This window comes from Acinetobacter sp. GN11, from assembly GCF_054823985.1.
The window spans coordinates 1-25,986 of record NZ_JRVL01000028.1 but is presented as its reverse complement, the minus strand read 5'-3'; the positions used below and the strand labels follow the sequence as shown (position 1 = coordinate 25,986).

The following is a 25,986-nucleotide window of genomic DNA, read 5'->3' as shown; positions in this document are numbered from 1 at the left end:
GCCCACCTAAGTGAGCTTTGAAAATTTACATTTTATCGATCATTGCGGCCACGACCACGTGGTGCTTTAGCATTTGGACGAGTTGTACCATTCGTTTTACGACGTGGTTTTTCACCTTCATCCATCTGCCAGATACGTTTTGTACCCGACTTCTTCGTAGAGCCATCTTTATTCTTACGAACCATTGGTTTACCGCCAGTACCACCTGGTTTTTTCACATATGAACGTGAACGATAAGGTTCTTCAGCAGGCACATCTTTAAAGTCAGGGTAAAGCAAAGGCTCAATTTCTTTAACATCCCCAGGTTTTAAGCCGAGTTGAACTAAATCAATTGAACCAATTTTAGTACGAATTAAACGTAAAGTTGGAAAACCTACCGCAGAAGTCATACGACGAACTTGACGGTTACGGCCTTCGCAAATTGAAATTTCAATCCAAGATGTTGGAATATTTGCACGAAAACGTACAGGTGGGTTACGTTCCCATAACCATTCTGGTTCACTTACTTTAATGGCGGTTGCAGGAAGCGTCATACCATCATTTAGTTCTACACCTTTACGAAGCTGCTCGAGCGCTTCTTCAGTTACATCACCATCAACTTGAACTAAATACGTTTTGTATTTTTTATTCGCAGGATTGGTAATGAACTGATTTAGACCACCATGATCGGTTAAAAAAACTAAACCCTCAGAGTCCATATCAAGACGGCCTGCCAAACGCAAAGTCGGGTCATCAACAAAGTCAGAGACGGTCATATGCGCTTCGTCTTTACGAAACTGGGAGAGAACGTCATAAGGCTTGTTGAGAATGACAATTTTCATAAAAAATGGCTTCTTCTTTCAAATAACTAGAGAAAACATTGAGGTTTATTTAAGTGAGAAATTTTATTATTTCTCATATAAATCCCAAAAATGATTAAATTCAATTAAGCTATTATGCGTTAAGAAGAGTTGAAAGTATTGTGTATCGATAATTATTTTTAGTTAATTAAGTATTATAAAAGGGAGAATTCACACAATGGGTTATCAGAAGATTGTGGTTCCTGCAGATGGCGACAAAATTAAAGTAAATGCAGACCTGTCACTGAACGTACCAAATCATCCAATTATTCCTTTTATTGAGGGTGATGGTATTGGTGTAGATATTACGCCAACCATGAAAGCAGTCATAGATGCTGCAATTTTAAAAGCTTACGGTGGCAAGCGTTCGATCGAATGGATGGAAGTGTATTGCGGCGAAAAAGCCAATAAAATTTACGGCAACTACATGCCAGAAGAAACGTTCGAAGCACTTCGAGAATTCGTTGTATCAATCAAAGGTCCTTTAACGACCCCCGTAGGTGGTGGCATTCGTTCACTCAACGTTGCCTTACGCCAAGAATTAGATTTATATGTTTGCGTACGTCCAGTGCGTTGGTTTAAAGGCGTTCCTTCACCTGTTCAGCATCCAGAATTAACAGATATGGTGATTTTCCGTGAGAACTCGGAAGATATCTATGCAGGCATTGAATGGAAGGCCGATTCTGAAGAAGCTAAAAAAGTGATTAAGTTTCTTCAAGAAGAAATGGGTGTCACAAAAATCCGTTTCCCTGAAGGCTGTGGTATTGGAATTAAACCAGTTTCGAAAGAAGGTTCACAGCGTTTAGTTCGTAAAGCCATTCAGTTTGCAATTGAAAATGACAAGCCTTCGGTGACCCTTGTTCACAAGGGCAATATCATGAAATACACCGAAGGGGCATTTAAAGAGTGGGGTTATGAATTGGCTCTAGATCGTTTCGGTGGAGAACTAATTGATGGCGGTCCATGGGTTAAAATTAAAAATCCTAGAACTGGTAAAGACATCATTATTAAAGATGTCATTGCCGATGCGTTCTTACAGCAAATTTTAATGCGTCCAGCAGATTACTCCGTTATCGCCACTCTTAACTTAAATGGTGACTATATTTCTGATGCTTTGGCAGCGGAAGTAGGCGGCATTGGTATTGCACCGGGTGCAAATATTGGTGGTGCAATTGCAGTTTATGAAGCGACTCATGGCACTGCGCCTAAATATGCAGGTCAGGATAAAGTAAACCCTGGTTCTATCATTCTTTCTGCTGAAATGATGCTACGTGATATGGGCTGGACAGAAGCTGCTGACCTGATCATTAAAGGAATTGCTGGAGCGATTGCAGCTAAAACCGTAACTTACGATTTTGAGCGTTTAATGCCGGGTGCAACCTTGTTACGTTGTTCTGAATTTGGTGATGCGATTATCAAACATATGGATGATTAAATAAATTTTGCATAAGAAGGCCCTCGATTGAGGGCTTTCTTTATTGCATAAACTCGGTATGTTTCGGAGTCTTAATAAAACCAGTTTTCTTTTGATAACTCTGGTCTAGGGCTTGAATAAAAAGAACAAAGGTAACTAGAAACAAAGGAAAGAGCAGAGTTTTCACGATTTGGTTTCTCCGAGAGTTGAGGTGAAAGAAGGGCGTACAGGAAATAAAAGGCAAACCGCAAAAAGAAGAACGATTCCACCCAAAAGAAAGAGATGGGCATAAGACCAATGCAAATGATGCAAAGTACTAATGACTACACCACCTAAAAGCTGAGTGCTAGCAAACCCAATCGTGGCAAGGCTCCAAAGCTTTTGATAACGTTGCTCATAAATCTGTAGAAGACTATAAGAACTAATAAATACGGTTGCGGGAGTTAGTAAGCCTGTCAGAAGCGAAGACAAAGCTAGTAAAGAAGTGGTCTGTGAAAGGAAAGGTAAAACAACGGCTAGGCAGTAAATGGCATATAGCCATTTAATAGTCTGTATATATCCCACTATTCGGCTTAAGCAATAAGCGACAAGTGCACCAATGCAGCTTCCCACTCCATAGAGAACCCAAAATAAATTCCTTTGCTGTAATGGGAAATGCAAAGTTCCAGATAAATAATCCATCCAGAATAGAGAGTGAGGAATATAAGCAAAGGCACTGCACATATAGGCAATAATAATAACAAGGCCTAAACGTGATTTTTGTGAGGCTGGTAGAGTAGTAGATGGTGGCTTAATCATCTTTGCCGTATTACGGCTTAATAATTGATAAAGCAGTACGCTCCCTAATAGAGAAATACCTGCAAAAATATCCCAAACATAATGTATGGGCATATTTTTAAGTAGGGGAATAATAATGGTGGCAGATAGCACACCTGCACCAATCCCGCTAAATCCTAAAAAGTTAACTTTTAATCTTTGCGTGGTGGGGATGTATTTCATGGCAAAGCTTGGTGCTAAAATCATAAGTAAGCCGCCAGCAATACCTGAAATTGTGCGCCAGACAATGAACCACACCAGAGGCATATCCATGAATGAACAGCATAGTAGGCTAAGGCTACCCGCTATAGTCGAAAGTACGATCATGGATGGAATGTACTTTTCTTTCATACTCAACAGCGCCAATAATGCACCTATGAGATATCCCAATAAATTTGCGCTGCCTAAGTAACTGGCAAAATCATGAGTCCAGTGATATTGCTCAATCATGATGGGCATAAGCGCAGTATAGGAAAATCTGAAAACACCAATTCCCAAACAAGTTGCCAAAAAGACAACTAAGCTCATTCGATAAAATGTAGACATGAGAAGACGCTCAATTTTTTTATTATTAAAAGCGAGTTTATCAATCATTAAAAATGATTTAATATGATAGAGGTTATCTTGTTTTGAGATAGTGGTATGTTGCTTAAGTCTCTAGAGTTTTTTTTAGCCGTGGCTGAGAGTGGAAGTTTTTCATTGGCTGCACAAAAAATGTATACGGTTCAATCGAATATCACGAGCCATATAAAAAAACTTGAAGAAGAGTTAGGGGTTATTTTATTTAATCGTAATAACCCTGTGGTTTTAACGAATGCTGGACAACAGCTACATAGTTATGCTGTTCAAATGACTGCATTACATCAGAAAGCTAAAAAAATCTTTCAAGAAGGTAATATTGACCCCAATGAAACCATTCGTTTGGGCAGTATGGAAACAACCGCAGCAATACGTTTGCCACAGTTGCTCAATCAATCTATGCAGCAATATCCTACTTTACCTATTGAGCTTCAAACTCATCCGACCCGTTATTTATTAAATGCGGTACATCAGGGGGAATTGGACTGTGCTTTTGTGGCATCTAAACATTCAATTCCTGAGTTATATAGTTTTCCTGTGTGGCATGAAGAGCTGGTTTTGGTTTGCCCTAAGCAACAACAGAGTTTTCCAGATAAGGCAACCCTTGCAAAGACCAGATTTATTGCATTTCGACAAGGTTGTTCATATCGACATGCGATAGAGCTTTTCTTGAATGACTTTAGTATTCCACCTTCGCAAATTATGGAAATGGGAAGTCTTGACGGAATCGTGAGCTGTGTAGAGTTGGGTGTGGGTTTTGCTTTATTACCGAAATCATATCTCACAAAAGTTGCAGATAAAGTTTCAGTTAATTGTTTTGGACTAAATACGGAATCCGCTTTTTTCACTACATATTTAGTTGCCCAGTTACCAGAAACATGGGGAACTAATTTAAAGCAATTTATTCATTTTATTGAGCAACAATTTGAATTAAAGGTTGCTTAAGTAGAGGCTGATTTTTATACATAAATATCGCACTTAATTTATAAATTAAAAGTGATATATATGTATTTAAAAGTCATTTTATATTCTCACGCAAGTTTGTAATCATCTTGATGCTATAAAATTGTTGAAAAGGGTAGTTTATATAGGCCGGCTATGGTCAAATATGCCCCCTTGAAAGATGACACAAGCAATAATTTGGAGTTTGGGAATGAATATACCCTTAATCATCAATATTGTGGTTTTTGTCGGGTTAATATTTTTACTCGCCCAAACACGTAAAACAGATTGGAGCTTATCGAAAAAAGTTCTGGCTGGCTTAGTTCTAGGTGTGGTGTTTGGTTTAGGACTACATTTGATTTATGGCGGTGGCCATCCGATTCTTGCTGAATCTATTAGCTGGTTTAATATCGTTGGAAACGGCTATGTAAAACTTTTACAAATGGTCGTTATGCCTTTGGTATTTGTGTCTATTTTGGGAGCGGTTGCAAAATTACACCAAGCCTCATCTTTAGGCAAAATCAGTTTTTATACGATCGGCACTTTACTCTTTACAACGCTGATTGCCGCACTCGTAGGTGTATTTGTTACTAATCTGTTTGGCTTAACGGCAAAAGGTTTAGTGCAAGGTGCTGCTGAAACTGCACGCTTAACTGCGATTAATACAGATTATGTAGGCAAAGTTACCGATTTAAGTGTACCGCAATTCATTCTTTCCTTTATTCCAAGTAATCCATTTGCTGAATTAACGGGTGCAAACCCAACTTCAATTATTAGTGTGGTTATTTTTGCCGTCTTTTTAGGGATAGCAGCGCTAAACTTAATGAAAGATGATGAAGAAAAGGGCCAGCGTATTTTAACTGCAATCCAGACTTTACAGTCTTGGGTGATGAAGCTTGTTCGTTTAGTGATGACACTTACACCTTATGGTGTTTTTGCACTCATGACCAAAGTTGTGGCAAGTTCGAATGTCGCAGATATCTTAAACTTAGGCGGTTTCTTAGTAGCATCTTATTTAGGCTTGGCGATTATGTTTGTCGTACATGCCATTATTTTGACGCTTACAGGTGTTTCTCCAGTTAAATTTTTCAAAAAAGTTGCTCCAGTTTTAACGTTTGCATTTACCAGCCGTTCAAGCGCTGCAAGTATTCCACTGAGTATTGAAGCGCAAACTCGCCGTTTAGGTATTCCTGAATCTATTGCAAGTTTCTCTGCTTCTTTTGGTGCGACCATTGGTCAAAATGGTTGTGCAGGTTTATATCCAGCAATGTTGGCAGTCATGGTTGCGCCAACGATGGGAATTAACACGCTAGACCCAATGTGGATTGCATCATTAGTGGGTATTGTGACTTTAAGTTCAATTGGTGTTGCCGGAGTAGGTGGTGGTGCGACTTTCGCTGCACTGATCGTACTTCCTGCAATGGGCTTACCTGTAACTTTGGTTGCGCTTCTTATTTCAATTGAACCATTAATTGATATGGGACGTACTGCGTTAAACGTAAATGGTTCAATGACTGCGGGTGTTGTTACCAGTCAATTAATGGGCCAGACAGATAAAGAAATATTAAACAGTGAAGATGAAATTGAACTAACACATCATTAATAAACTGTAAGAGACGACTCAATCTCATTGGATTGGGTCGTTTTTTTATGTGTGAATAATGGCTGTAATGCTAATTTTTAAAAATCTGTGTCTGTTTATATTTAAAAAAATTGAAGACAATGAATTAATTTAAAAGAGTTGAATATCATGAAAATGTATCAAGTCGATGCTTTTACAAAAGAGTTATTTCGTGGCAATCCTGCTGCTGTGATTGTTGAAAAAGAATGGTTAGATGCAGATTTAATGCAAAAGATAGCATTTGAAAATAACCTGTCTGAGACTGCTTTTGTAAAAATCATAGACGCTGAAAACTATGAAATTCGTTGGTTTACTCCAGCGGTTGAAGCAGATTTTTGTGGTCATGCCACCCTTGCGAGTGCTTTTGTATTATTTAAAGATTTTACTGACAAAAAGATTATTAATTTTCATGTACGGAATTTAGGGCTTTTTATCGTTCATCAAGATGATGATGGCAAAATTAGAATGGATTTTCCAATTCGTAAAGCTCATCAAGTTGAAGATTATCCAGCTGTTTTACGTGAAGCTTTAAGCAAACCTTTTAAAGCTGTTTATCAAAATATTCAGGGCTATATTGTTGAATATGAGTCAGTTCAAGATGTATTAGATGAACAGCCAGACATGAATTTGCTCAAAACTTTAGGTAAGTTACGTACTGCTGTTACAGCAAATGATATGGATGTTGCAATAACATCAAAAGCCGACCAGCAATATGATTGCGTCTCTCGCTATTTTGCACCTGTCGCGGGTATTGATGAAGACCCTGTAACAGGTTCAATTCATACTGCAATAGCACCGTTATGGGCAGAAAAGCTTGGGAAAAATAATATTGTGGCTTATCAGGCTTCTAGCCGCGGAGGCATTTTATATTGCAATATTTTGTCGACGGAACGTATTGAAATTTCAGGATATGGGAAACTTTATATGCAAGCTGAAATTTTTCCTTAAAATATAAGGCCGTTTAAATAAACGGCTTTTTTTTCAAAACTTTACTATTAATGTCAGCTTAAATTTCCTACTATAGTCCCACAACTATTGATTTTTTATTATTCAAATTAATTGGTATTTCTATGTTTATGCAGTTTAAACAACTGACTCTCTCCCTATGTATTCTTGGTTTAAGTGCTGCGTCTTTTGCACAAACCACACTAGTAAAAAGCAAGCAAAATATTGAGGAATATAAATTAGATAATGGTTTTCGGATTGTACTTGCACCGAATGACAAAGAAAATAAAATCTTTATTAACACCATTTATTTAACAGGTTCATTAAATGACCCGCAAGGCAAAAGCGGTTTAGCTCATTTGCTTGAACATTTGGCTTTTAAGGGGACAAAAAATGTTAAAGGGGAAGAATTCCAGCGTCGTTTAGATCAATATACATTGATGACGAACGCCAGCACAGATTATTACTCGACCAAATATACCAATATCGTTCGTCCGGAAAAGACTGCGCTCAATGAAGTGTTATATCTTGAATCGGAACGTATGGATAAATTAGTTCTACAAGAAAAATTTGTTCCTTCTGAAATTGAAATCGTAAAACGCGAACGTGAAGTCCGTATGGATCAGCCGTTTGCTGTCCTGATGGATCAAATGTGGAAATCGGCTTATGGCAATCAATATTTAGGTCGTTTACCGATTGGTGATTTGCCTGAGCTTAAATCGATTAAAATGGCTGAGCTAGACCGTTTTTATCGTAGCTGGTATGCACCGAATAATGCAGTCATGGTGATTTCGGGTAAGTTCGATAAAACTGATGTATTAAAAACAGTTGATCAATACTTTAGCCCAATTGCGGCGCGTGATGTTCCGAAGCCTGTACAGGTTCCTGTACTCGACTCTGCAAAAATAAAAGATCGTCAGTTTGTGGTGAAAAAGGGGAGTGATCTCGCTAAATTCCATATTTACATGAATGGTAAAAATACCAAAATTCAGCCGACACTCGCGTTAGCTCCTTTGTTATATACCATGCAACCAAGTGGTCACCTATACCAGAACATGGTTGAAACAGGCATTACCACAAATGTTGATGCGAGTACTTGGTTAGACCAAGATTTTAATGTGGTGTTTCTGGGTGCCATTTATGCACCAAGTAATGACCCTAAAAAAGTTGAAAACTCTTTGCTAGCGGGTATTGAAAAGGGTAAGCCTTTCACTGAAGTTGAATTAAATCGTGTTAAGAGTTTAATGAAAACCCAAGGCGATTTAATCACTAAAGATGCGGTAGCACTTGGTTCACGTTTGAGTGATTACACGGTCGCTGGTGGACAATGGGATCAATATTTTAAAGACTTAGATTCAGTAGAAAATGTGAAGTTAGACCAAGTGAATCAAACTTTAAAACAATTCCTTGTGGCTGAGCATCGTATTGATGGTGATATTTTGCCAACACCTGAAGATCAGAAAAAAGCGCAACAGCAAAATTCAAAACAGGCACCTAAAACGCTAGATCAGGTAGAAGCAAAGGCAGAGCCTTTAAAAGATCCAAAGGTGTATCAACAAGAAGTCGCGGAGTTTTTAAAAGCTTCAAAACAGTATGTAGAAAGTAATGAGAAAAAGATTATCCGTGGAAAACTGAAAAATGGAATGAAGTATGCTTTATTCCCAGTTGAAACACGTGATGATCGTACTTATGCCACGATTACGATGGATTTCGGAACAGAAAAATCTTTATTTAATAAAGGGACGGTCGTTGATTTAACCTCATACTTATTGCTTCGTGGTTCTGATAAATACAGTTTGCAAGATATTGCCGATAAATCGATTGATGCGGGCGGCGCGGCTTATGCAAGTGCTGACGGCAATGGCATGACCATTAATATTCAGTCTAAATCAGAAAAATTTGATGAGTTTTTCGAGTTTGTTCTTGATGTGATGAAAAATCCGAAATTTGAGCAATCTCAATTTGATTTAATTAAATCGCAAAGTTTATCAAGCCTTGATCGTCCTTATACCGAGCCAGATGTCGTAGCTGGTTTAACACTTTCACGTTTGCTTGAAGAATATCAACCTGGTGATTTACGTTATCACTTTGAACCTGAACTGGCAAAACAGCAATTGAAAAACGCAACTCAAGAGCAAGTGAAAGAGTTGTATGAGCGTTTCTTTGCAATGAACCATGCTCAAATTGCCATTACGGGTAAATTTGATGCGAAAAAAATGCAGAAATTACTTAATCAGGAATTTGGTCGTTGGAATGGTAAACAACCTTATCAAAAAATCTTGATTAATCATGTTGATTTCCCAGCACAGCAAGTTCATGTTTTGTCTGAGCAGCGCGAATTTGGTAGCTACCAGAGTGTGCTTTCAATTCCAGTTGGGAAAAACCATCCAGATGCATCTGCATTAATTTTACTTAACTATATTTTAGGTGAGTCTCAAATTTCATCACGTTTGGCTCAAGAGCTTCGTGAGAAAAATGCACTAGTCTATGGTTTTGGAAGTGGGCTGCAACTTGACCGTGATACGAATGTAGGGGCCTTAAGCATTAGTGCAAATTATACTTCGGGTCGTTCAGCACAAGTGTCTGCATCAATACATAAAGTGTTGAATGACTTGTTGAAAAATGGTGTGACTGAGCAAGAGCTTGCAGCAGCTAAAGCAGATATCATGAAGAAACGCGTTACGGCATTAGAAGATGAACGTAATATTCATGGAATGTTAAATCTACAGCTTGAAACAGATAAAACATTACAAGACCGTATTAAGCATGACCAAGATTTAACAAAGCTGACTGTTGCAGACGTAAATAAAGTTATTAAAAAGTATATTAAACCTGAACATTTAGTCGAAGTTATGGCTGATCAATATGGTCAGGCAGCAAAAAAATAAAGCCTTCTTTCAAATAAAAAGCCACTAAATTGTGGCTTTTTATTTGAGTATTTAAAACATATTAATGATCATGTTTATGCGCATGAAAATCTTCATTTTTACGGAAACGTAAATAATTTTCGAACTGTTCACAGTACTCATCAAAATTATCTTCAAGCATCATTTGAAATTGTTGCACAAGATAAGACATCACTTGATCTTTAGCAGCGCGCATTTCCTCGCCATCTTTAAAATTATTTGCTGCTACCCATGTGTTAAAACGGGCACTAGCAAACAACATTGCTGCACTTACTTGACCACGCAGCTCGGCTGGATCTGGTTTTTCACCTTTTGGCGGGCGACAAAAATCATTGGCTTGTTTAATGAATTCATCCGCACGCTCAAAGAAAACAGCATTTAAAGCTTCTTCTTCAGTAACATCTGTTGCATTGATCTTTTGAGACATGACTTATTCCCGCAAAAATAGAGCTGCTTATTATAGGCAAACCCTTGCGGAAACAAAACCTTTCACTTAGTCTGTAAATAGCCTAAGTAAAGGGGAATCTAATATGCAAGATGCAATTGCTATACAAGCTTTAAAAACAGATATTGCTTTATTACGCCAGCATGTTTTCCCACCTCAATATTTAGAGCATGTCGAAGGGCTGCCGATTTATTATGGCTTGCAAGAAGAAGTCGAAAATTATTATCACCAATGGCAGGGTCTAATTGAAAGGGCACAAGAGCTTTTTCAGCCATTTATGGAAGATGAATTACCAGATGCCCTTCATTTGCCAAGTCATTTAAATTTACCGTTATTCTTTTTTCATGTAGACCGAATTCGGATTAATAAAACACGCGCAAAAGAATCTAAAACTTTCCGTGGTGTGGCGAGTCTTATTGAAAAATGCGGGCAGTTCGAAACTGATCAGATTTTTACGATGCAAGAATGGTTGCAGAGCGACGATACCGCGGCTCTAGTTGCTCACCGTGAGTTCATCGATTTAAGAACGTATGTATTCCAGCATGGGCAAAGTGAATATACCCGTTCACGGTTTTATACAAATGGTATTGTGTTAGGGGTTGAACCGCATTTTAAATTGGTCGATGCTCGTGATAAGCCAAGAAAGCAACGTAGTGATAGCTATAATGACCCGTTAGCAGATAACGGCGTGTGGAAAGTATTTGGTAAATACAGATAAAAAGTCGCTGCGTGTTTACAGCGACTTTTTATAAATTACCAGAAAGTTTCAGCATCACTAAAAGTTTGTAAAGCTTTTGCTGAGCGCTTTTGTAGGTGAGGTTGTTTGGCTTTTACCCAGCCTAATGCAAACCAGAAAGACGAGTCATTTTCGACAGCTTTATTAAAAATAACTTCAGCAATAAACAAATCGTTATATTGACCTAAAGTATTTTGTACAGGTTGTAGCTGTTTTAAATATTGCTGTACTTTTTTGTCAGAATAAAGACTTGAAATAAACTCAACACAATAACGTAACTGCTTAGCCGTCTTGCGTATTTTATGCTGTTCAGCAACTTCAAGCTCAGAGAAGTGTTCAGCATTGCTGATCACTTTATGATGTAACTTATCTAAACTCTTTTTAATATGTTTTTTTAACCCACCTGATTTGGACTTTGAGTCTTCTTCCGAGTAGGCGAATGCTAATAATTCTAGTAATAGTTTAATCGTTTCCGAAGAGGTAAAGAGTATTGAGAGCTCTTTTAATGGCTGTGCCGAAACGGGTAGTAAAAGCTCAGGTGAGCCATGTTGCTTAATGATTGGTAACACCTCGGTGCGAATAGCATCTTCATCACGAGTGTCTCCAAGCTGGCGGAAAAGCTCAGCAATTTGTTCTTCCCAAACAGGATTTACCTCGTTTGACCAGCTAGAAAAATGTTTAAGTGCGCTACGTAAACGGCGCAAACTCACACGTGCCTGATGAATATGTTCAGCTTCGGCAATGCCATCAGCAATTGCAGCCATATTTGGTAAGAATTGTCCTAAACAGTTTTCGACAATCTTTTTGAGTGCTTGTTCAGCAGTAATATCTTTATTTAATGTCAGGGCTTTGGCATGAACAGCAGGTGAGACTGCTTGTCCTAGTGCTAATAAATTACCATGCTCGGCTTTACTTCTTACATCGAGCCAGAGCGCATAACGATTAATCCATTGCTGTGCAAATTGAATAAGCGTTTTCACCGCACCTTGTTTAAGCTCAAATTCGACTTCGCAAATTATGCTTTGAGCAGTTGCAGTTTTTACTACACCGTCATCAAGGCAAACTTCAATCGCTGTATTGTCTGCTTCAAAGACATGATAAGTACGCTGTACATCAGTCTCAAATTGCAAACTTAATTTTTTAGCTTCTTTACCTAGGGCTGTATTAAGTAAATCAGTCACTACTTTATTATCTTGATATAACTCAAGGTTTAAATCAGGTTCTTGGTCACACACACCTAAATGAATTTCTTCTTCAACGCGGTGTAGATGGCTTTGACCAGCGGCTTTAAATGTTTGTACCCATTGATCATTTTCTTTACGCAAACGTAGCGCCATGCCATTTTTTGCGAGTAATCGATCGGGGGTATCGTAATATTTTGCCTGTAGATGAATCTGCTGTGCTTTATGCTTTTTTAAGTATTGTTGAACAGATTTTTTCTTCGATTCAGGTAACTGAAACTTAAGCTCAACTTCAACCATAATGTATCTCCCTGAATCAGTTATTTAAACTATCTTGAATGAGTATAATAGCTTAGTACTAAAAGTAATGGTTTTGATAGAGAAAGTTACAATCAAACATATGATGCTTGGCTTTTATTTAGGTGTACAATCAGGTGACGTTTTGATCAAATAAAAATCAGGAAGATGATCGTGAATGCACCCATAAACTTTAATCATGAAGCTCAGCCAGAGTTTGAATTGCCGATTAAAAACTATCAGGAATTTTATCGTTTTTACTTAACTGAACACCGTAACATCATGAGCAGACGCTTACATGTGGTGGGCAGTAGTATTGGCATATACTTTTTTTCTAAAGCAATTCGTAAAAAACAAGCCAAATATGTACTCTATGGTTTGGTAGCGGGTTACGCAAACGCTTGGGTTGGACATTTTGTGTTTGAAAAAAATAAACCTGCGAGTTTTAAACAACCTTTCTATAGCTTTATTTCTGATTGGCGAATGTTGTCTGATGTTGCACGTGGTCGTTTGAGTTTGACTGATCGCAAGCATGACAAAATACCAAGTTAATTTTACTTTCTATTCTAAATATACCGATTGGTACTGGTAAGCCTATATCAATCGGTACTTATGATGTCCTATAAATCCGTTATACTAGCGAAGTTTTTTAAAGCGAGAGTAGAGTATGCGCGGTTTATATCTCATTACCAATGATGACCCAATCCAATTATTATTAGAAAAATTAGACGCCGCACTCGCAACTCATCAGGTCGCAATTTTACAGTACCGTCGTAAGAAAGTAGAAAAAGCCGACCAGCCTGCTGAAGTTGAACAGATCAAACTATTGTGTGAAAAATATCAAGTTCCTTTTGTGATTAATGATGACCTAAAACTGGCCGCTCAGTTTGGATTAGGTGTGCATTTAGGGCAAAGTGACGGTGAAATTACCGATGCAAAATCGCAGTTACCAGAAGGTGTCATTATTGGCCGTACTTGCTTAAACTCATTAGAACTCGCCCAAAAAGCAATTGCAGATGGCGCGACTTATATTGCATTTGGTGCAGTCTATGCGACTTCTACAAAACCTGAAGCAGGTAATGTGGGTGTCGAAGTGATTAAGCAAGCAGCAGCTCAATATGATTTACCCATTTGTGCAATTGGTGGTTTAACGGTTGAAAACTCAAAACCTGTGATTGAGGCTGGGGCTGACCTCTGTGCAGTCATTAGTGATATATTAGGTCGATCAACTGCTGAAATTCCTGCCCGTGTACAGGCCTGGGCACAATTATTTTCTTAAGCTTTCAAAATTATTTTTTAGATATTTAAGACGAGCATTTCCATGAGTTTATCTCCAAAGCAAGAACAGTTATTTAAACAAGCCAGCAAACACATTCCAGGTGGTGTGAACTCTCCGGTACGTGCCTTTAATGGCGTTGGAGGAACACCTGTTTTCATCGAGAAAGCAAAAGGTGCTTATTTATGGGACGTAGATGGTAAGCGTTATGTTGACTATGTTGGTTCTTGGGGACCAATGATTTTGGGTCATGCTCATCCAGAAATTATTAAAGCAGTACAAACAGCCGCAGAAGATGGTTTAAGTTTTGGTGCACCAACCGTACACGAAACTACGTTGGCAGATATTATCTGTGAAATCATGCCATCAATTGAATTGGTACGTATGACGAACTCTGGTACAGAAGCGACCATGACCGCTATCCGTTTAGCACGTGGTTACACTGGCCGTGACAAAATTGTGAAGTTTGAAGGTTGCTACCACGGTCACTCAGACTCACTTCTAGTAAAAGCAGGTTCGGGCTTACTCACTTTAGGTGAGGGTGAGCCGACTTCAAAAGGTGTTCCTGTTGATTTCGCTAAACATACATTAACGCTGCCTTACAACGATATTGCTGCATTAAAAGAATGTTTTGTGAAATTCGGTCATGAAATTGCTGGTGTCATTATTGAGCCTGTCGCAGGTAACATGAATATGGTGAAACCAATCGACGGTTTCTTACAAGCCATTCGTGATGTGTGTGATGAATATAAATCTGTATTTATTATTGATGAAGTAATGACAGGTTTCCGTGTTGCTTTAGGTGGTGCTCAATCGGTTTATAACGTTAAGCCAGACTTAACGACTTTAGGTAAAATTATTGGTGCAGGCTTACCCGTTGGTGCATTTGGTGGTAAGCGTGAAATCATGGAATGTATCGCACCTTTAGGTGGCGTATACCAAGCAGGTACATTATCTGGAAACCCACTTGCTATGCGTGCGGGTATCGAGATGTTTAAACATTTACGCCAACCAGACTTTTATAGCAATTTATCTGCTCAACTTGAAAAGTTACTTGCAGGTTTACAAGCCGCAGCTAATGAAGCAGGTATTCCATTTAAAACTCAGCAAGCTGGCGCAATGTTTGGTCTTTACTTTACCGATCAAGAAGACATTACAAGCTTTGACTCTATGTTGGCGTGCGATATTGAAGCTTTCAAAAAGTTCTTCCATGGCATGTTAAAACGTGGGGTAAACTTGGCACCTTCAGCATTTGAAGCAGGCTTTATTTCATCTGCTCACTCTGATGAAGATATCGCGTTTACGATTCAGGCTGCCAAAGAAACATTCGCCGAAATGAAGTAAGCAAAAAAGCCCGTGTTAAACGGGCTTTTTAATTTGAGCTATTTTTATATTTGTAGAGAACAATGTTTTATCCCTTACCTCGAAAAATCCAATTAGCAGCAAATACTTCAAATTGGTCGATTGAGTCTACGCAAAGTATTTTGCTCATGGTTGGGCTAAATGAACTTGAAAAATCACCTGACTGGACACACCAGCCATTAGCCGATCATTTAGAATTACTAAGTAAAAGAGCACAGGCACTCGAAATTCCAGTTATTTTTATTGATGCATCTCAGCTTCAACAAACCATGTTGCAGTTGGGGCAGCGACTGTCGTCAAATGCTAAAGCCCAAGTTGTGATAGCTGGTGATTTGTCACCTTTGTTTAAACAAGTCATGCAGCTTGTTTTATCAATTACCGATTATGTAGCTATTGTAAATGATGCGATTTTGGCAGCTAATTTAGAGCAGCACATCCAATGGGTTGAAAAGATCAGTTTTGACCATATAAAACACTTAAATACGCAGAGCTTAATGCGCTCATGGTCTTTAAGTGCGCCGCCTGAATATATCTTGTCAGATAAAGGAATTTTATTGGTAATTGCTGAACAGGTAGGGCGACACCCCATGGAGATTCACCCTGAAATTGATTTAAGAAACTATGGATTAGATCAGTCTGCCGTAAATTATCTGGTTGACCTGTGGCGTGCGAACGGTGCCAGCCTAAGCGCTGAAGAGCTGATGCAAACACCGACATTGCAGCATATTATGCAGTTATTGAAGCCTTGACCGACTATAGAGCCGAAGTGCTCCATAATATTTGCAAATTATGCTGTTAATTTACCCGAACGGCATTGTAATTCGGACGTAAGCTTTTTATTATTGCCCGCTTGTTTTTCATCTTACCTTGGGAATAGAACTTTGAGTGATTTTCTAAGTGAACATCTGATCTATCGTGATGATGATTTTATGGTGATTCATAAACCTTCGGACATCTTGAGTGTTCCTGGTAAAGGTGATTTACATGATAGCGTTTTGACAAGGTTGGTTGCGATTGAACCTAAAACTTTGCTCATTCACCGTCTAGATCGAGACACTTCAGGTATTTTGGTATTTGGTTTATCTAAACGTGGTCAAAGTGCGATTGCGCGTCAATTTCAAGATCGTCAAACTTCAAAAATATATGAAGCACTTGTCGCAGGTCATTTAGAGGGTGAGGGGACTGTAGATATTCCTGTTATCTATGATCCAAGCCGACCACCTTTACATATTGTAGACGCTTCTCACAACAAACCTGCTTTAACACATTGGCAGGTTCTAGAACATTTTCAGATTCAGGGACAGCCCGTAACTCGTGTGAAATTAACACCAATTACAGGTCGATCCCATCAACTCCGTGTACACATGCAATATCTTGGGCATCCAATTGTAGGTGACACGCTGTATGCAACACCAGAGCAGCAACTTGTGCCGCGTTTGTGTTTGCATGCCAAACAGTTAAGTTTTAATCATCCTGTCACAGCAGAAACATTAACTTTTGACTGTCCTGTACCGTTTTAATGTAAAAATTTTAATGCGTGATTTTTTGTAGCAAAGTCATTTAATTGGTTTTTGCTTCAAAATTTTGCTTTAAAGACTACATAAAAAGATGCAAAAATAAGCTAATTTGCATCGTACAATATGTAGTGCGAACTTGAGAGAAAGGTGGAAAAATTGCAGCAGTATGCTATTGGTCAACGTTGGCTATCAGACACAGAAACTGAGCTCGGTTTAGGTGTGCTTATTGATGTAGATGAAAGATCTGTCAGCATTTTATTCCCCAAAAGTGATGAGACACGTGTCTATGCACGTAATAATGCTCCACTATCTCGTATCATCTTTAACACTAATGATGAAGTTCAAGATCAGGAAGGCAAGAAGTGGATTGTTGAGTCTGTTGAAGACCGACATGGCGTTTTGCGTTACAACGTTGTTCGTACCTCAGAAAATGGTGAACAAGATCGTAAAGCACTGAATGAAACACGTATCGGTGCGCAAATTCAGTTGTCGAAACCTTTAGATCGTTTGCTTGCAAGTCAAGTTGATTATAAAGAGTGGTATGACCTGCGTATTGAAGCGATGCTTATGCAAGCACAAATGCAGAATAGCCCTTTACGTGGCATGGTTGGGGCACGTGTTGGTTTAATTCCACATCAGCTTTATATCGCACATGAAGTTGGTAAACGTTTTGCACCTCGTGTTTTACTTGCCGATGAAGTGGGCTTGGGTAAAACAATTGAAGCTGGCTTAATTATCCACCAACAGCTTAAAACCGGTCGCTCAGAACGAATTCTTATTTTAGTCCCTGATTCTCTACAGTATCAGTGGATGATTGAAATGCGCCGTCGTTTTAACTTGCAATTCTCTCTGTTTGATTTAACACGTACTGCATCTATTAAAGAACATGATCCAGAACTCAACCCGTTCTTGACTGAGCAATGCATTATTGCCAGCGTTGATTTGATGGTTGACCATGATGACTTACGTGAGCAAGCAATAGAAGCTGGCTTCGATTTGCTCGTGGTCGATGAAGCACATCATTTGATGTGGAGCGAAGAAGAAGGCGGTAATGACCGTTACGATTTAATTGAAGAGCTAGCTGAAAATACGGCTGGGGTGTTATTGCTTACTGCAACACCTGAACAGCTTGGTGTGGAAAGTCATTTCGCACGTTTACGTTTACTTGATCCGCAGCGTTTTAGTAGTTTAGAGCGCTTCTTAGATGAAGAAACTCAGTATCAGCAGACTGCAAAAATTGCTGAAGTACTCATGTCTGATCAGCCTTTAGCTCCAGAGCATTTATCTGCTTTAGAAGGTTTGTTAGGTCACAGTATTGAAGACCAGCCGGACCAACGCTTTAGAGCAATTCACGAATTATTAGACCGTCACGGTACGGGTCGTATCTTATTCCGTAATACGCGTGAAGCAATTCAAGGCTTCCCAGGGCGTGATTGTCAGCCAGCACCATTACCAGCACCAGAAGATTGGTCAAAAGATGGAAAACTGCGTGAGCAGATGTGGCCTGAAGAAGCACACCTTGATGGTTCGTGGATGCAAAATGACCCACGTGTGCTATGGGTAATGGAAATTCTGCGCAGAGATCTTAAGCATAAAAAAGTGCTTTTAATTGCGCGTAGTGGACCCGTTGTTGAAGCTTTAGAAAATGTATTGCGTTTGCATGCAGGCATTCGTACTGCAATGTTCCATGAAGGCATGAGCTTACTTGAACGTGACCAAGCGGCTGCCTATTTTGCTGAAGAAAGCTATGGTGCACAGATTCTTCTGTGTTCGGAAATTGGTTCTGAAGGCCGTAATTTCCAATTCGCCAGTGATCTAATTTTATTTGATCTACCAGCTAATCCAGATGTTTTAGAGCAACGTATTGGACGTCTAGACCGTATTGGTCAAGAAAACCGTATTCAGATTCATGTGCCATATCTTGTTGGAACAGCTCAAGAGCGTATGTTCCGTTGGTACAATGAAGCACTTAATATTTTCAGCAATATTTCACCAACAGCGCAAACGCTGCAAGAAAACTTTATTGTTGAATTGAAAGATTGCTTACTTGCAGACCAAGGTCAAACATTTGAAGATTTGCTTGAAGAAGTGAATGTTCAACGTCAAGCTTTAGAAGCTGAACTTCAAGCGGGCCGAGATCGTTTACTTGAATATAACTCATGTCGTCCTATCGTGGCGCAAGAGATTGTTCAGGCTTTAGAAGATTATGATGACAATACAACGCTACCAATGTTTGTGAAGCGTTTCATGTCATCAACCAATATTGACTTTGATGAGCAAAGTAACGGTACTGTGATTATTCGTCCAACAGACCAAATGCAAGTGCAAGGTTTGGCTCTAGACGAAGAAGGCATGACAGCTACTTTCTATCGTGATCAGGCTCAGCTTCGTGAAGATGCTCAATATTTAACTTTAGAGCATCCATTCATTGAAAGTGTAATGGAAATGATCCGTACGCAATCATTTGGTAGTACCAATGTTGCTGTACTCAAATCTAATGCATTAAAGCAGGGTTCAGTATTAATTGAAGTGTGGTTTAAAGTCGATGTAGTTGCGCCTAAGGCGTTGAATCTACCATCGAGCTTACCTAAGCAGTTAATTCGTGTGCTATTAAGCGAAACTGGTCAAGATTTGTCTGAAAAAATTGATCCAGCAATTTTGAAACCATATTTACATCACTTAGATGGCAATAGCTGTCGTCAGGTGGTTAAAGCTCGCCGTGATATCATTGAGGAACGTTATAAACAAGCGTTGGATATTGCAAAAGTTGATTTGCCACAGCTTCAGCAGCAAGCAAAAGAGCATTATGGTAGTAAATGGCAATATGAAATTGACCGTTTAACTTATTTAAAACAGTTCAACCCAAGTATTCGTCAAGATGAAATTGACCGTTTACAAAAGCTGCAAAAAGAAGGTTTGAGCTTGCTTGAAGGTTTAACTGTTACGCCAGAAGCGATTCAAGTATTAGTTGTGGTTAAGCCATAATTAACTTCAAATAAAAAAAAGCGCCTAGAGGGCGCTTTTTTTTTATAGATCTATTTTGAATTAGATGAGACCAGCATCTTTTAGTTCTAATTTTAAATATGCATAGAAAATTGGAGCTGCGATTAAACCACCTAAGCCAAAAATTGACTCAAATACCAGCATTGCTAATAAAATCTCCCATGCATTTGCATTAATTTTATGCCCAATAATTTTAGCATTAATAAAATATTCGAGTTTATGAACCAGAATGAGATAGAGCAACGCTGCACCTGCGAGTCCAAGGGAAACAGTAAGAGCGGCAATGAACGTTAATGTATTGGAAATAAGATTACCTAAAATTGGAATCAGTCCAAACATGAAGGTCAAAATAGTAAGAGTTTTGGCAAAAGGAAGGTGGACTCCCCAAAGCGGTAATATAATAAAGGCAAATAAAATAAAGAGCAGCGTATTAATTGCTGAAATTTTTATTTGTGCAAAAACGACATTTTTAAATGAAATTGATAATTTCTGAATACGTTGGATCAGAAGAGATTTAAAAACAGGTTGCGGAGTACGGCGGTGAAAACCATGTATAGCGACCAAAATACCGATAATGAGGCCCATAACCATCGTCACGAAGTTATGCAAAATATCGGAACTGGTATTTTTTAATATAGTCACGTTATCTTTCATAAACGCGAAAATTTCATCTTTTAATTCTGTCACGCTATCAGGAATATAGCCCGGAAGATATTTGCTGACTTCAGCTTGTAAATGCAGCAGGGTTTGATCAACTTTGCTGTTGATGTTGTGGATGCCTACACCTTTTAAATCATGAACAACAAAGCTAATTAAACTTGTAAAGAAAAATGCAATGAGTGAAATTGTAATAATACTTAATAAAATACTAATAAAAATGCGGGCTCTTTGACCATCAATATAACGCTCTACAACCGAGCTTAAGCTAATAATAATTTCATAAATAAGAAAGCCTGCAAAAAAACTTGCTAATAGATGTAATGGGATAACCGAAAGCAAAAAGATGCCCATAAGAATGTAGCTTGCAATCAGACTTTGACGATTATTCAAATTTTGCATGTTGATCCCTGAGATCGTTGGGAATATAGAAAAAAGAGCCAATGGAATAATTATTTATACTCTTGCAAGCTATTCGCTTCAATCAGTGAATTATATTTTTATTGGAAAATAGAGGAGTTAGATGTAAAAATGGCCTGTTCATTAACAAGCCATTCATTAGATCATTTTAACGAATTTCTGCTTTATCCAAATGCCGAGCACCCTCTAAAATCATTCGAATCATAATCATCGTTTGCTCAGCCACTTCCGCACGTTGATGAATTGGAAGATCAATCACTTTGGCGCCCATGTGAAACACAAGTTGCGTAATTGCTTTTGCAACAAGTTCAGGGTGGTATAGGTGGTTGTTGTTTAAGTGCTCTAGACGAATTAAATCTTCTTGTAACTCTTGCTGGAAAAAGTTTAATTGACGATCAACCGCAGCTTTATAAGAGGTAGAACCTGTAAAGCCTTCACGTAGTAATAAACTTAAATTACCTTCATCGGCATCGAGCTGCTGAAGAAAAATATCGACAGAACTGCGAATAATACTTTCTTGTAAGGAAGCACGTAGGCGAGCCTGACGGATAATTTTACGTAAAACAATACCTGCACGGTCAATTAAAGAAATGGCTAACTCATCAATATCTTTAAAGTGTCGATAGAAACTATTTGGCGCAATGCCAGCTTCTCGTGCTACTTCACGTAAACTTAATGAAGCAATACTCTTTTGTGGGCCAATCAGATTCAGAGCAGCCTGAAAAAGTTCTTCTTTAGTAATTGTCGCTTTTCTTCCCACAGAACGCGTAGCTGTTTTAATTTCAATGACATCTTGTTGTAGAGGTGTGTCATTCAGGTTCTGAGAAAGTGAAGATTGGGTCATGCTGTTCAATATATTTGTAAACTCTTAGGATTATAGCCTTAGAAGCTGAACTTGTGAAATTGTAATTAAAAGTACGGGTGTATATACAAATATATATACATGTGTATAATAATTAAAAAAGAGCGACAGAGCCTCCAGCTATGCAAGCAATCGAAAAGAGAAATTCTCTATTCAATTCATTGACACAAACCATTTTTGATAAAGAAATGGCTAACTTCTGGCTACAAAAAGTTAATCCTTTATGGTCTGTAAAACATGGGCTTGTTCAAATTGTAAAAAAAGAATTTGTCGCTCATGACATGGTAAGTCTTACACTAAAATGTAACCGTTTAGTGAAAATAGGGGTTGCTGGTCAGCATCATCCTGTCATTGTTGAAATTGCTGGTCGTCGTTATGAACGTACTTATAGCTTGACGCAAATTGACGAACAACATTTACGTTTAACGATTAAAAAAGTAGCCGATGGTATCGTCAGTAACTGGTTTATGACTGAAAGCCAAATTGGCGATGTTTTTGAGCTTGGTCAGCCTTATGGCGACATGCAACAAAATATCAAAACACCCAAATTAATTATGCTGGCTGCGGGTAGTGGTATTACCCCAATGTTGAGCTTAATCACTGCAATTAAACAAAGTCAGCAGTTAGATAAAGTTCAAGTACAGCTTTTATATTGGGTAAAGCAACGCTCAGATGCAGCTTTTGTTGAATACTTTGAAAAAGTTGCGCAGCAATTCCCAAATTTTAGTTATCAGGTTTTCTATACACAAGAAACACCAAATGATGAACGTTTAAATGCAGAGCATTTAGCATTAGTAGACGATTTGGAAAATAGCACCATATATGCATGTGGACCTTCTGGTTTCGTTTCAACAGTGGAACAGCTTTTTGAAAAAGCACCAACTGTCTTAACAGAAGCTTTTAGCTTAACGCGTGATAGTACGGCTGAAGTTGGTTATGTAAATGTCACATTAACCCAGTCTAATAAGGTTATTGCAATTCCAAAAGGCGAATCAATTTTGGTGAGTCTGGAACATGAAGGCCTCAAGCCAACACACGGCTGCCGTATGGGAATTTGTAATAAGTGCGTTTGTAGTAAAGCTCAAGGTTCTACACGTAACTTACTCAACGGTAGTGAAAATACCGAACCAAGCCAATTACTCAAAATTTGTGTGAACTCAGCACAATCTGATCTAGTTATTGATCTTTAAGAGAGAACTTTTATGAATATGCCAGTGAAAGTCGAATATTTTAAAAATCCTAAAAATCGAGATTTGACTCCAGCAGAACTTGACGCATTTGCAAAAGAGCTTGATCAGATCAAACAAGAAGTATTGGATGATTTGGGTGAGAAAGATGCTAAATATATCCGCCGTGTCTATGCAGCAGTTCGCTACAGTAGCTTTTTAGGCCGAGCATGTTTATTTGCAGGTTGGTTCCCACCAGCTTGGGTTTTAGGAACAGGTCTATTAGGCTTTTCTAAAATTATGGAAAACATGGAACTTGGTCATAACGTTATGCATGGCCAATACGACTGGATGAACGATCCTAAATTTAATGGTCAAACTTACGAATGGGACACAGTTGGTACTTCTGATAACTGGCGTCAAACGCATAACTATAAACATCACACATATACCAACATTAAAGGTATCGATGATGACATTGGTTATGGTTTACTTCGCTTATTCCCAGAGCAACGCTGGAAACCAGGTTTCTTGTTTCAACCGGTTTATAGCATTCCATTTTGCTTATTGTTCCAATGGGGCGTAGCTATTCAGAACCTTGAAATTGGTCGCGTTCTTTATAAGCGTAAGAGCATGGCAAAATTCGTGGAAGAATTAAAACCAGTAAATAAAAAGATTGGTACCCAGCTTTTCAAAGATTACGTTTTTTTCCCATTAATTGCAGGGCCAGCAGCATTACCTGTATTGACAGGAAATCTGGTTGCGAATGGTCTTCGTAATATCTGGACGTTTACGATTATTTTCTGTGGTCACTTTACTAAAGATGCAGAAGTATTTCCAAAGTCTGTTTTACAGGATGAAAGCCGTGGTCACTGGTACATGCGCCAGATTCGTGGTTCTTCAAACTTAAAAGGTTCAGAAGCATTACATATTTTGAGCGGACATTTAAGCCATCAGATTGAGCATCATTTATATCCTGATGTTCCAGCGCGCCGTTATCGCCAAATGGCACCAAAAGTTGAAGCTGTATGTAAAAAATATGGCCTGAATTATAACAACGCAAGTTTGACTAAACAGTTTGGTCAGGTTGTTGGTCGTATCTTAAAATATGCCTTACCATTTAAAAAATAAACAAAAAAAGCCCTGATCAGTTCAGGGCTTTTTTATTACTTCTTTTTAGAAATCCACATGGTAATTATAGCTTGGAAGACTTTCTCTTTTTGAGAGTCATAGACTTCTACATTCACTAAATATTCCCCAGCTTTATCCCAGTCATAATTTTTCTCTACAGGCGTTGCAACTGCAATTAAGTCTGTTCCTGCCTTTTTTAAATATTCGACAGTCATACCTTTGGGAATCCAGCGATGTGTGGAAGGCACAGTAACTTCTGTCATTGTGCCACCTGCAAGCTCGGCCATATTACACATCGCAATCGCATGAACTGTTCCAATATGATTGAGAACAGAACGTTTTTTCTTAATGGCTATTTCACAATAATTCGGTTTTAACTCAATAAATAGCGGCGAAATACTGCCGAAATACGGTGCTTTTAAACATAGCATGCGTGAGAAAGTCCATTTTCCTTTCGGAAAAGTAGACACTTTGTTCCAAAGTTCTAAAGTAGTTGCCATGGTTTAAAGCTCCATATTAATAAAAACAGAATTATATTCTTTAACGGAATATAATTCTGTTTACAAAAGTGAGTCAAGTCATTCAGAATATCTCCGATAACTGGTTAGGGAACAAACAATGCAATCTGCACAAGAGTTATTAGAACGGTTATATCCAGGCAGAAGGGCTGCTTTAAAAAGACAGATTTTATTAGATGCTTTGTCTTGTTTCTTAGAAAATGGAATTGAAACCACTAGCATTGAAATGATTCGTTCGAAATCTGACAGCAGTGTAGGGGCTATTTATCACCACTTTAAAAATAAAGAAGGGATTGTTGCGACTTTATTCTTTGCAGCTTTAGATGACCAAGCTGCATTAAGAGATGACTATTTGGAGGGTACAAACTCTCTTCAAGAAGTGTTATATGCTTTTATTCATGGCTATGTTGATTGGGTAAGTGAACAGCCTGAGTTCGCTAAATTTTTAATATCTGCTCGTTTTAGTGTGATGCAGGGGGAAGATCAGGAATGTCTTGTTCAGAAAAATAAATTAAGAAATCAAAAGATCTTTAGCGAAATTTCAAATTATGCTGAGGCTGAGTTTTTAAAATCTATCCCTCATGAGCTATTACTTTCATTAGTGATTGGATCTACAGAGAACTATTGCCGTGCGTGGTTATCTCAACGTGTGCCTTCAAATCCAAAAGTTTATAAAGATATTTTGGCGAAAGCTGCTTGGGATTCTCTGCAAAATTTGAGTTAAATATTTTGGTTTATACATAAAAAAAGCCACATATTTCATGTGGCTTTTTTAGAGAAAGAAATTATTTAAATTGGATTGAACCGTTTGCATTCACAGTAATTTTAGACTCACCAGCTGCCATGTCTTGAGCTGGAGCCGCTTCGGCAGCAGCGAACTTAGCCATGCTGGCACGCATTACAGGCTGTGGGAAATAGTTGTTAGTATTTAAGTTTAAGTTAACGAGCGTGTATTGGCTTTTATTCCATGCTTGAGTCAACATTTGAGCACGTTGTTGAAAGTTTTTAGATGCTTCGACCATCAAATCATTTTCAACTTTTTTACGTTGCTCATCTGAAACTGTAAAATTAATGGATTGAGTTTGGAAGCTTTGTTGCAATTCATTGACTAACTGGCTTGCAGCTTTAAAGTCTTTACTTTCAAGACGAATTTCAGCGCGGCCACGCCATTCTTTTAGCTTGTTACTATCGTTATCGTAAATTGGGTAAGTGCTTTGAGCACCAGTTTCCACTTTTACTTGTGGATATTTACGAGAAACAGCAAGTGCCTGATTCATCAATTGGTTAATCTGATTTGAAAGTTCAGCTGGTTGCTTGTTACTTTTTTCAATATATAAAGTTGCATGCATTTCA

At 38.4% G+C, this 25,986-nt stretch carries 24 protein-coding genes; 15 read left to right on the top strand and 9 right to left on the bottom strand.

Going from position 1 to position 25,986, the window contains the following annotated elements; genetic code table 11:
* Positions 1-32: 32 nt before the first annotated feature.
* Positions 33-821 carry an rRNA large subunit pseudouridine synthase E gene (locus NL42_RS03615; protein WP_003650388.1) on the bottom strand — a complete coding sequence of 263 codons (789 nt, stop codon included), beginning with the start codon at positions 819-821 and terminating at the stop codon, positions 33-35.
* A gap of 196 nt (positions 822-1,017) precedes the next feature.
* Here NL42_RS03615 and icd point away from each other — a divergent pair, with 196 nt between their 5' ends.
* Positions 1,018-2,274: an NADP-dependent isocitrate dehydrogenase gene (icd, locus tag NL42_RS03610; RefSeq protein ID WP_461311783.1), complete on the top strand. Its 1,257-nt coding sequence runs from the start codon at positions 1,018-1,020 to the stop codon at positions 2,272-2,274.
* Between the two features lie 40 nt (positions 2,275-2,314).
* Here icd and NL42_RS03605 read toward each other — a convergent pair whose 3' ends face one another.
* On the bottom strand, positions 2,315-2,440 hold the full coding sequence (locus NL42_RS03605; protein WP_461311782.1) for a hypothetical protein: 126 nt from the start codon (positions 2,438-2,440) through the stop codon (positions 2,315-2,317).
* Positions 2,437-3,663, bottom strand: coding sequence for a YbfB/YjiJ family MFS transporter (locus tag NL42_RS03600; RefSeq protein ID WP_461311781.1), 1,227 nt, complete (start codon positions 3,661-3,663; stop codon positions 2,437-2,439). The genes NL42_RS03605 and NL42_RS03600 overlap by 4 nt, the downstream gene beginning before the upstream one ends.
* A gap of 48 nt (positions 3,664-3,711) precedes the next feature.
* Between NL42_RS03600 and NL42_RS03595 the strand changes: the two genes are divergently transcribed.
* From NL42_RS03595 to NL42_RS03580, 4 genes are all read left to right on the top strand, one after another.
* Entirely contained in the window at positions 3,712-4,593 is an 882-nt protein-coding gene (locus NL42_RS03595; RefSeq protein WP_461311780.1) for a LysR family transcriptional regulator, read from the top strand.
* Positions 4,594-4,801: 208 nt separating this feature from the next.
* Positions 4,802-6,193, top strand: coding sequence for an L-cystine transporter (locus NL42_RS03590; RefSeq protein ID WP_461311779.1), 1,392 nt, complete (start codon positions 4,802-4,804; stop codon positions 6,191-6,193).
* Positions 6,194-6,340: 147 nt separating this feature from the next.
* On the top strand, positions 6,341-7,159 hold the full coding sequence (locus NL42_RS03585) for a PhzF family phenazine biosynthesis protein (RefSeq protein WP_461311778.1): 819 nt from the start codon (positions 6,341-6,343) through the stop codon (positions 7,157-7,159).
* Between the two features lie 122 nt (positions 7,160-7,281).
* Positions 7,282-10,044, top strand: a complete 2,763-nt coding sequence (locus tag NL42_RS03580) for a M16 family metallopeptidase (protein WP_461311777.1) — start codon at positions 7,282-7,284, stop codon at positions 10,042-10,044.
* Between the two features lie 61 nt (positions 10,045-10,105).
* Here the strand turns inward: NL42_RS03580 and NL42_RS03575 are convergent, their stop codons facing one another.
* Entirely contained in the window at positions 10,106-10,489 is a 384-nt protein-coding gene (locus NL42_RS03575) for a DUF3144 domain-containing protein (protein WP_336167333.1), read from the bottom strand.
* Positions 10,490-10,592: 103 nt separating this feature from the next.
* On the opposite strand from NL42_RS03575, the gene NL42_RS03570 reads away from it, so the two are divergent.
* Complete coding sequence (locus NL42_RS03570; RefSeq protein WP_461311776.1) at positions 10,593-11,225, top strand: hypothetical protein; 633 nt, start codon at positions 10,593-10,595, stop codon at positions 11,223-11,225.
* Positions 11,226-11,260: 35 nt separating this feature from the next.
* Here the strand turns inward: NL42_RS03570 and NL42_RS03565 are convergent, their stop codons facing one another.
* A complete protein-coding gene (locus tag NL42_RS03565) occupies positions 11,261-12,724 on the bottom strand; it encodes a CYTH and CHAD domain-containing protein (protein WP_461311775.1) in 1,464 nt (487 codons plus the stop codon).
* A gap of 165 nt (positions 12,725-12,889) precedes the next feature.
* Between NL42_RS03565 and NL42_RS03560 the strand changes: the two genes are divergently transcribed.
* The 6 genes from NL42_RS03560 to rapA all read left to right on the top strand — a co-directional run bounded on the left by NL42_RS03560 (position 12,890) and on the right by rapA (position 19,861).
* The gene (locus NL42_RS03560) at positions 12,890-13,273 is read left to right on the top strand and encodes an Mpo1-like protein (RefSeq protein WP_017390055.1); all 384 of its coding nucleotides are present in this window, start codon (positions 12,890-12,892) and stop codon (positions 13,271-13,273) included.
* A gap of 115 nt (positions 13,274-13,388) precedes the next feature.
* Positions 13,389-14,000: a thiamine phosphate synthase gene (thiE, locus tag NL42_RS03555; protein ID WP_461311774.1), complete on the top strand. Its 612-nt coding sequence runs from the start codon at positions 13,389-13,391 to the stop codon at positions 13,998-14,000.
* A gap of 42 nt (positions 14,001-14,042) precedes the next feature.
* Positions 14,043-15,341, top strand: coding sequence for a glutamate-1-semialdehyde 2,1-aminomutase (gene hemL, locus NL42_RS03550; RefSeq protein WP_461311773.1), 1,299 nt, complete (start codon positions 14,043-14,045; stop codon positions 15,339-15,341).
* 62 nt (positions 15,342-15,403) lie between these two features.
* Positions 15,404-16,108: an acyl carrier protein gene (locus NL42_RS03545; RefSeq protein WP_461311772.1), complete on the top strand. Its 705-nt coding sequence runs from the start codon at positions 15,404-15,406 to the stop codon at positions 16,106-16,108.
* A 132-nt stretch (positions 16,109-16,240) separates the two neighbouring features.
* Complete coding sequence (locus tag NL42_RS03540) at positions 16,241-16,879, top strand: RluA family pseudouridine synthase (protein ID WP_009393487.1); 639 nt, start codon at positions 16,241-16,243, stop codon at positions 16,877-16,879.
* 144 nt (positions 16,880-17,023) lie between these two features.
* Entirely contained in the window at positions 17,024-19,861 is a 2,838-nt protein-coding gene (gene rapA, locus NL42_RS03535; protein WP_461311771.1) for an RNA polymerase-associated protein RapA, read from the top strand.
* A 60-nt stretch (positions 19,862-19,921) separates the two neighbouring features.
* Here the strand turns inward: rapA and NL42_RS03530 are convergent, their stop codons facing one another.
* Both NL42_RS03530 and fabR read right to left on the bottom strand, forming a co-directional pair.
* Positions 19,922-20,938, bottom strand: a complete 1,017-nt coding sequence (locus NL42_RS03530; RefSeq protein WP_016137430.1) for an AI-2E family transporter — start codon at positions 20,936-20,938, stop codon at positions 19,922-19,924.
* 166 nt (positions 20,939-21,104) lie between these two features.
* The gene (gene fabR / locus NL42_RS03525) at positions 21,105-21,800 is read right to left on the bottom strand and encodes an HTH-type transcriptional repressor FabR (protein WP_016137431.1); all 696 of its coding nucleotides are present in this window, start codon (positions 21,798-21,800) and stop codon (positions 21,105-21,107) included.
* A 140-nt stretch (positions 21,801-21,940) separates the two neighbouring features.
* Here fabR and NL42_RS03520 point away from each other — a divergent pair, with 140 nt between their 5' ends.
* Both NL42_RS03520 and NL42_RS03515 read left to right on the top strand, forming a co-directional pair.
* Positions 21,941-23,008: a ferredoxin reductase gene (locus NL42_RS03520; RefSeq protein WP_016137432.1), complete on the top strand. Its 1,068-nt coding sequence runs from the start codon at positions 21,941-21,943 to the stop codon at positions 23,006-23,008.
* Positions 23,009-23,020: 12 nt separating this feature from the next.
* Positions 23,021-24,115, top strand: a complete 1,095-nt coding sequence (locus tag NL42_RS03515; RefSeq protein WP_461311770.1) for a fatty acid desaturase family protein — start codon at positions 23,021-23,023, stop codon at positions 24,113-24,115.
* Between the two features lie 35 nt (positions 24,116-24,150).
* Here the strand turns inward: NL42_RS03515 and NL42_RS03510 are convergent, their stop codons facing one another.
* Positions 24,151-24,615, bottom strand: coding sequence for a hotdog fold domain-containing protein (locus NL42_RS03510; protein ID WP_461311769.1), 465 nt, complete (start codon positions 24,613-24,615; stop codon positions 24,151-24,153).
* A gap of 118 nt (positions 24,616-24,733) precedes the next feature.
* On the opposite strand from NL42_RS03510, the gene NL42_RS03505 reads away from it, so the two are divergent.
* Complete coding sequence (locus tag NL42_RS03505; protein WP_461311768.1) at positions 24,734-25,357, top strand: TetR/AcrR family transcriptional regulator; 624 nt, start codon at positions 24,734-24,736, stop codon at positions 25,355-25,357.
* Between the two features lie 61 nt (positions 25,358-25,418).
* Here NL42_RS03505 and NL42_RS03500 read toward each other — a convergent pair.
* Positions 25,419-25,986, bottom strand: a 568-nt coding sequence (locus NL42_RS03500) for an SIMPL domain-containing protein (RefSeq protein WP_461311767.1), incomplete at its 5' end; no start/stop codon positions are given.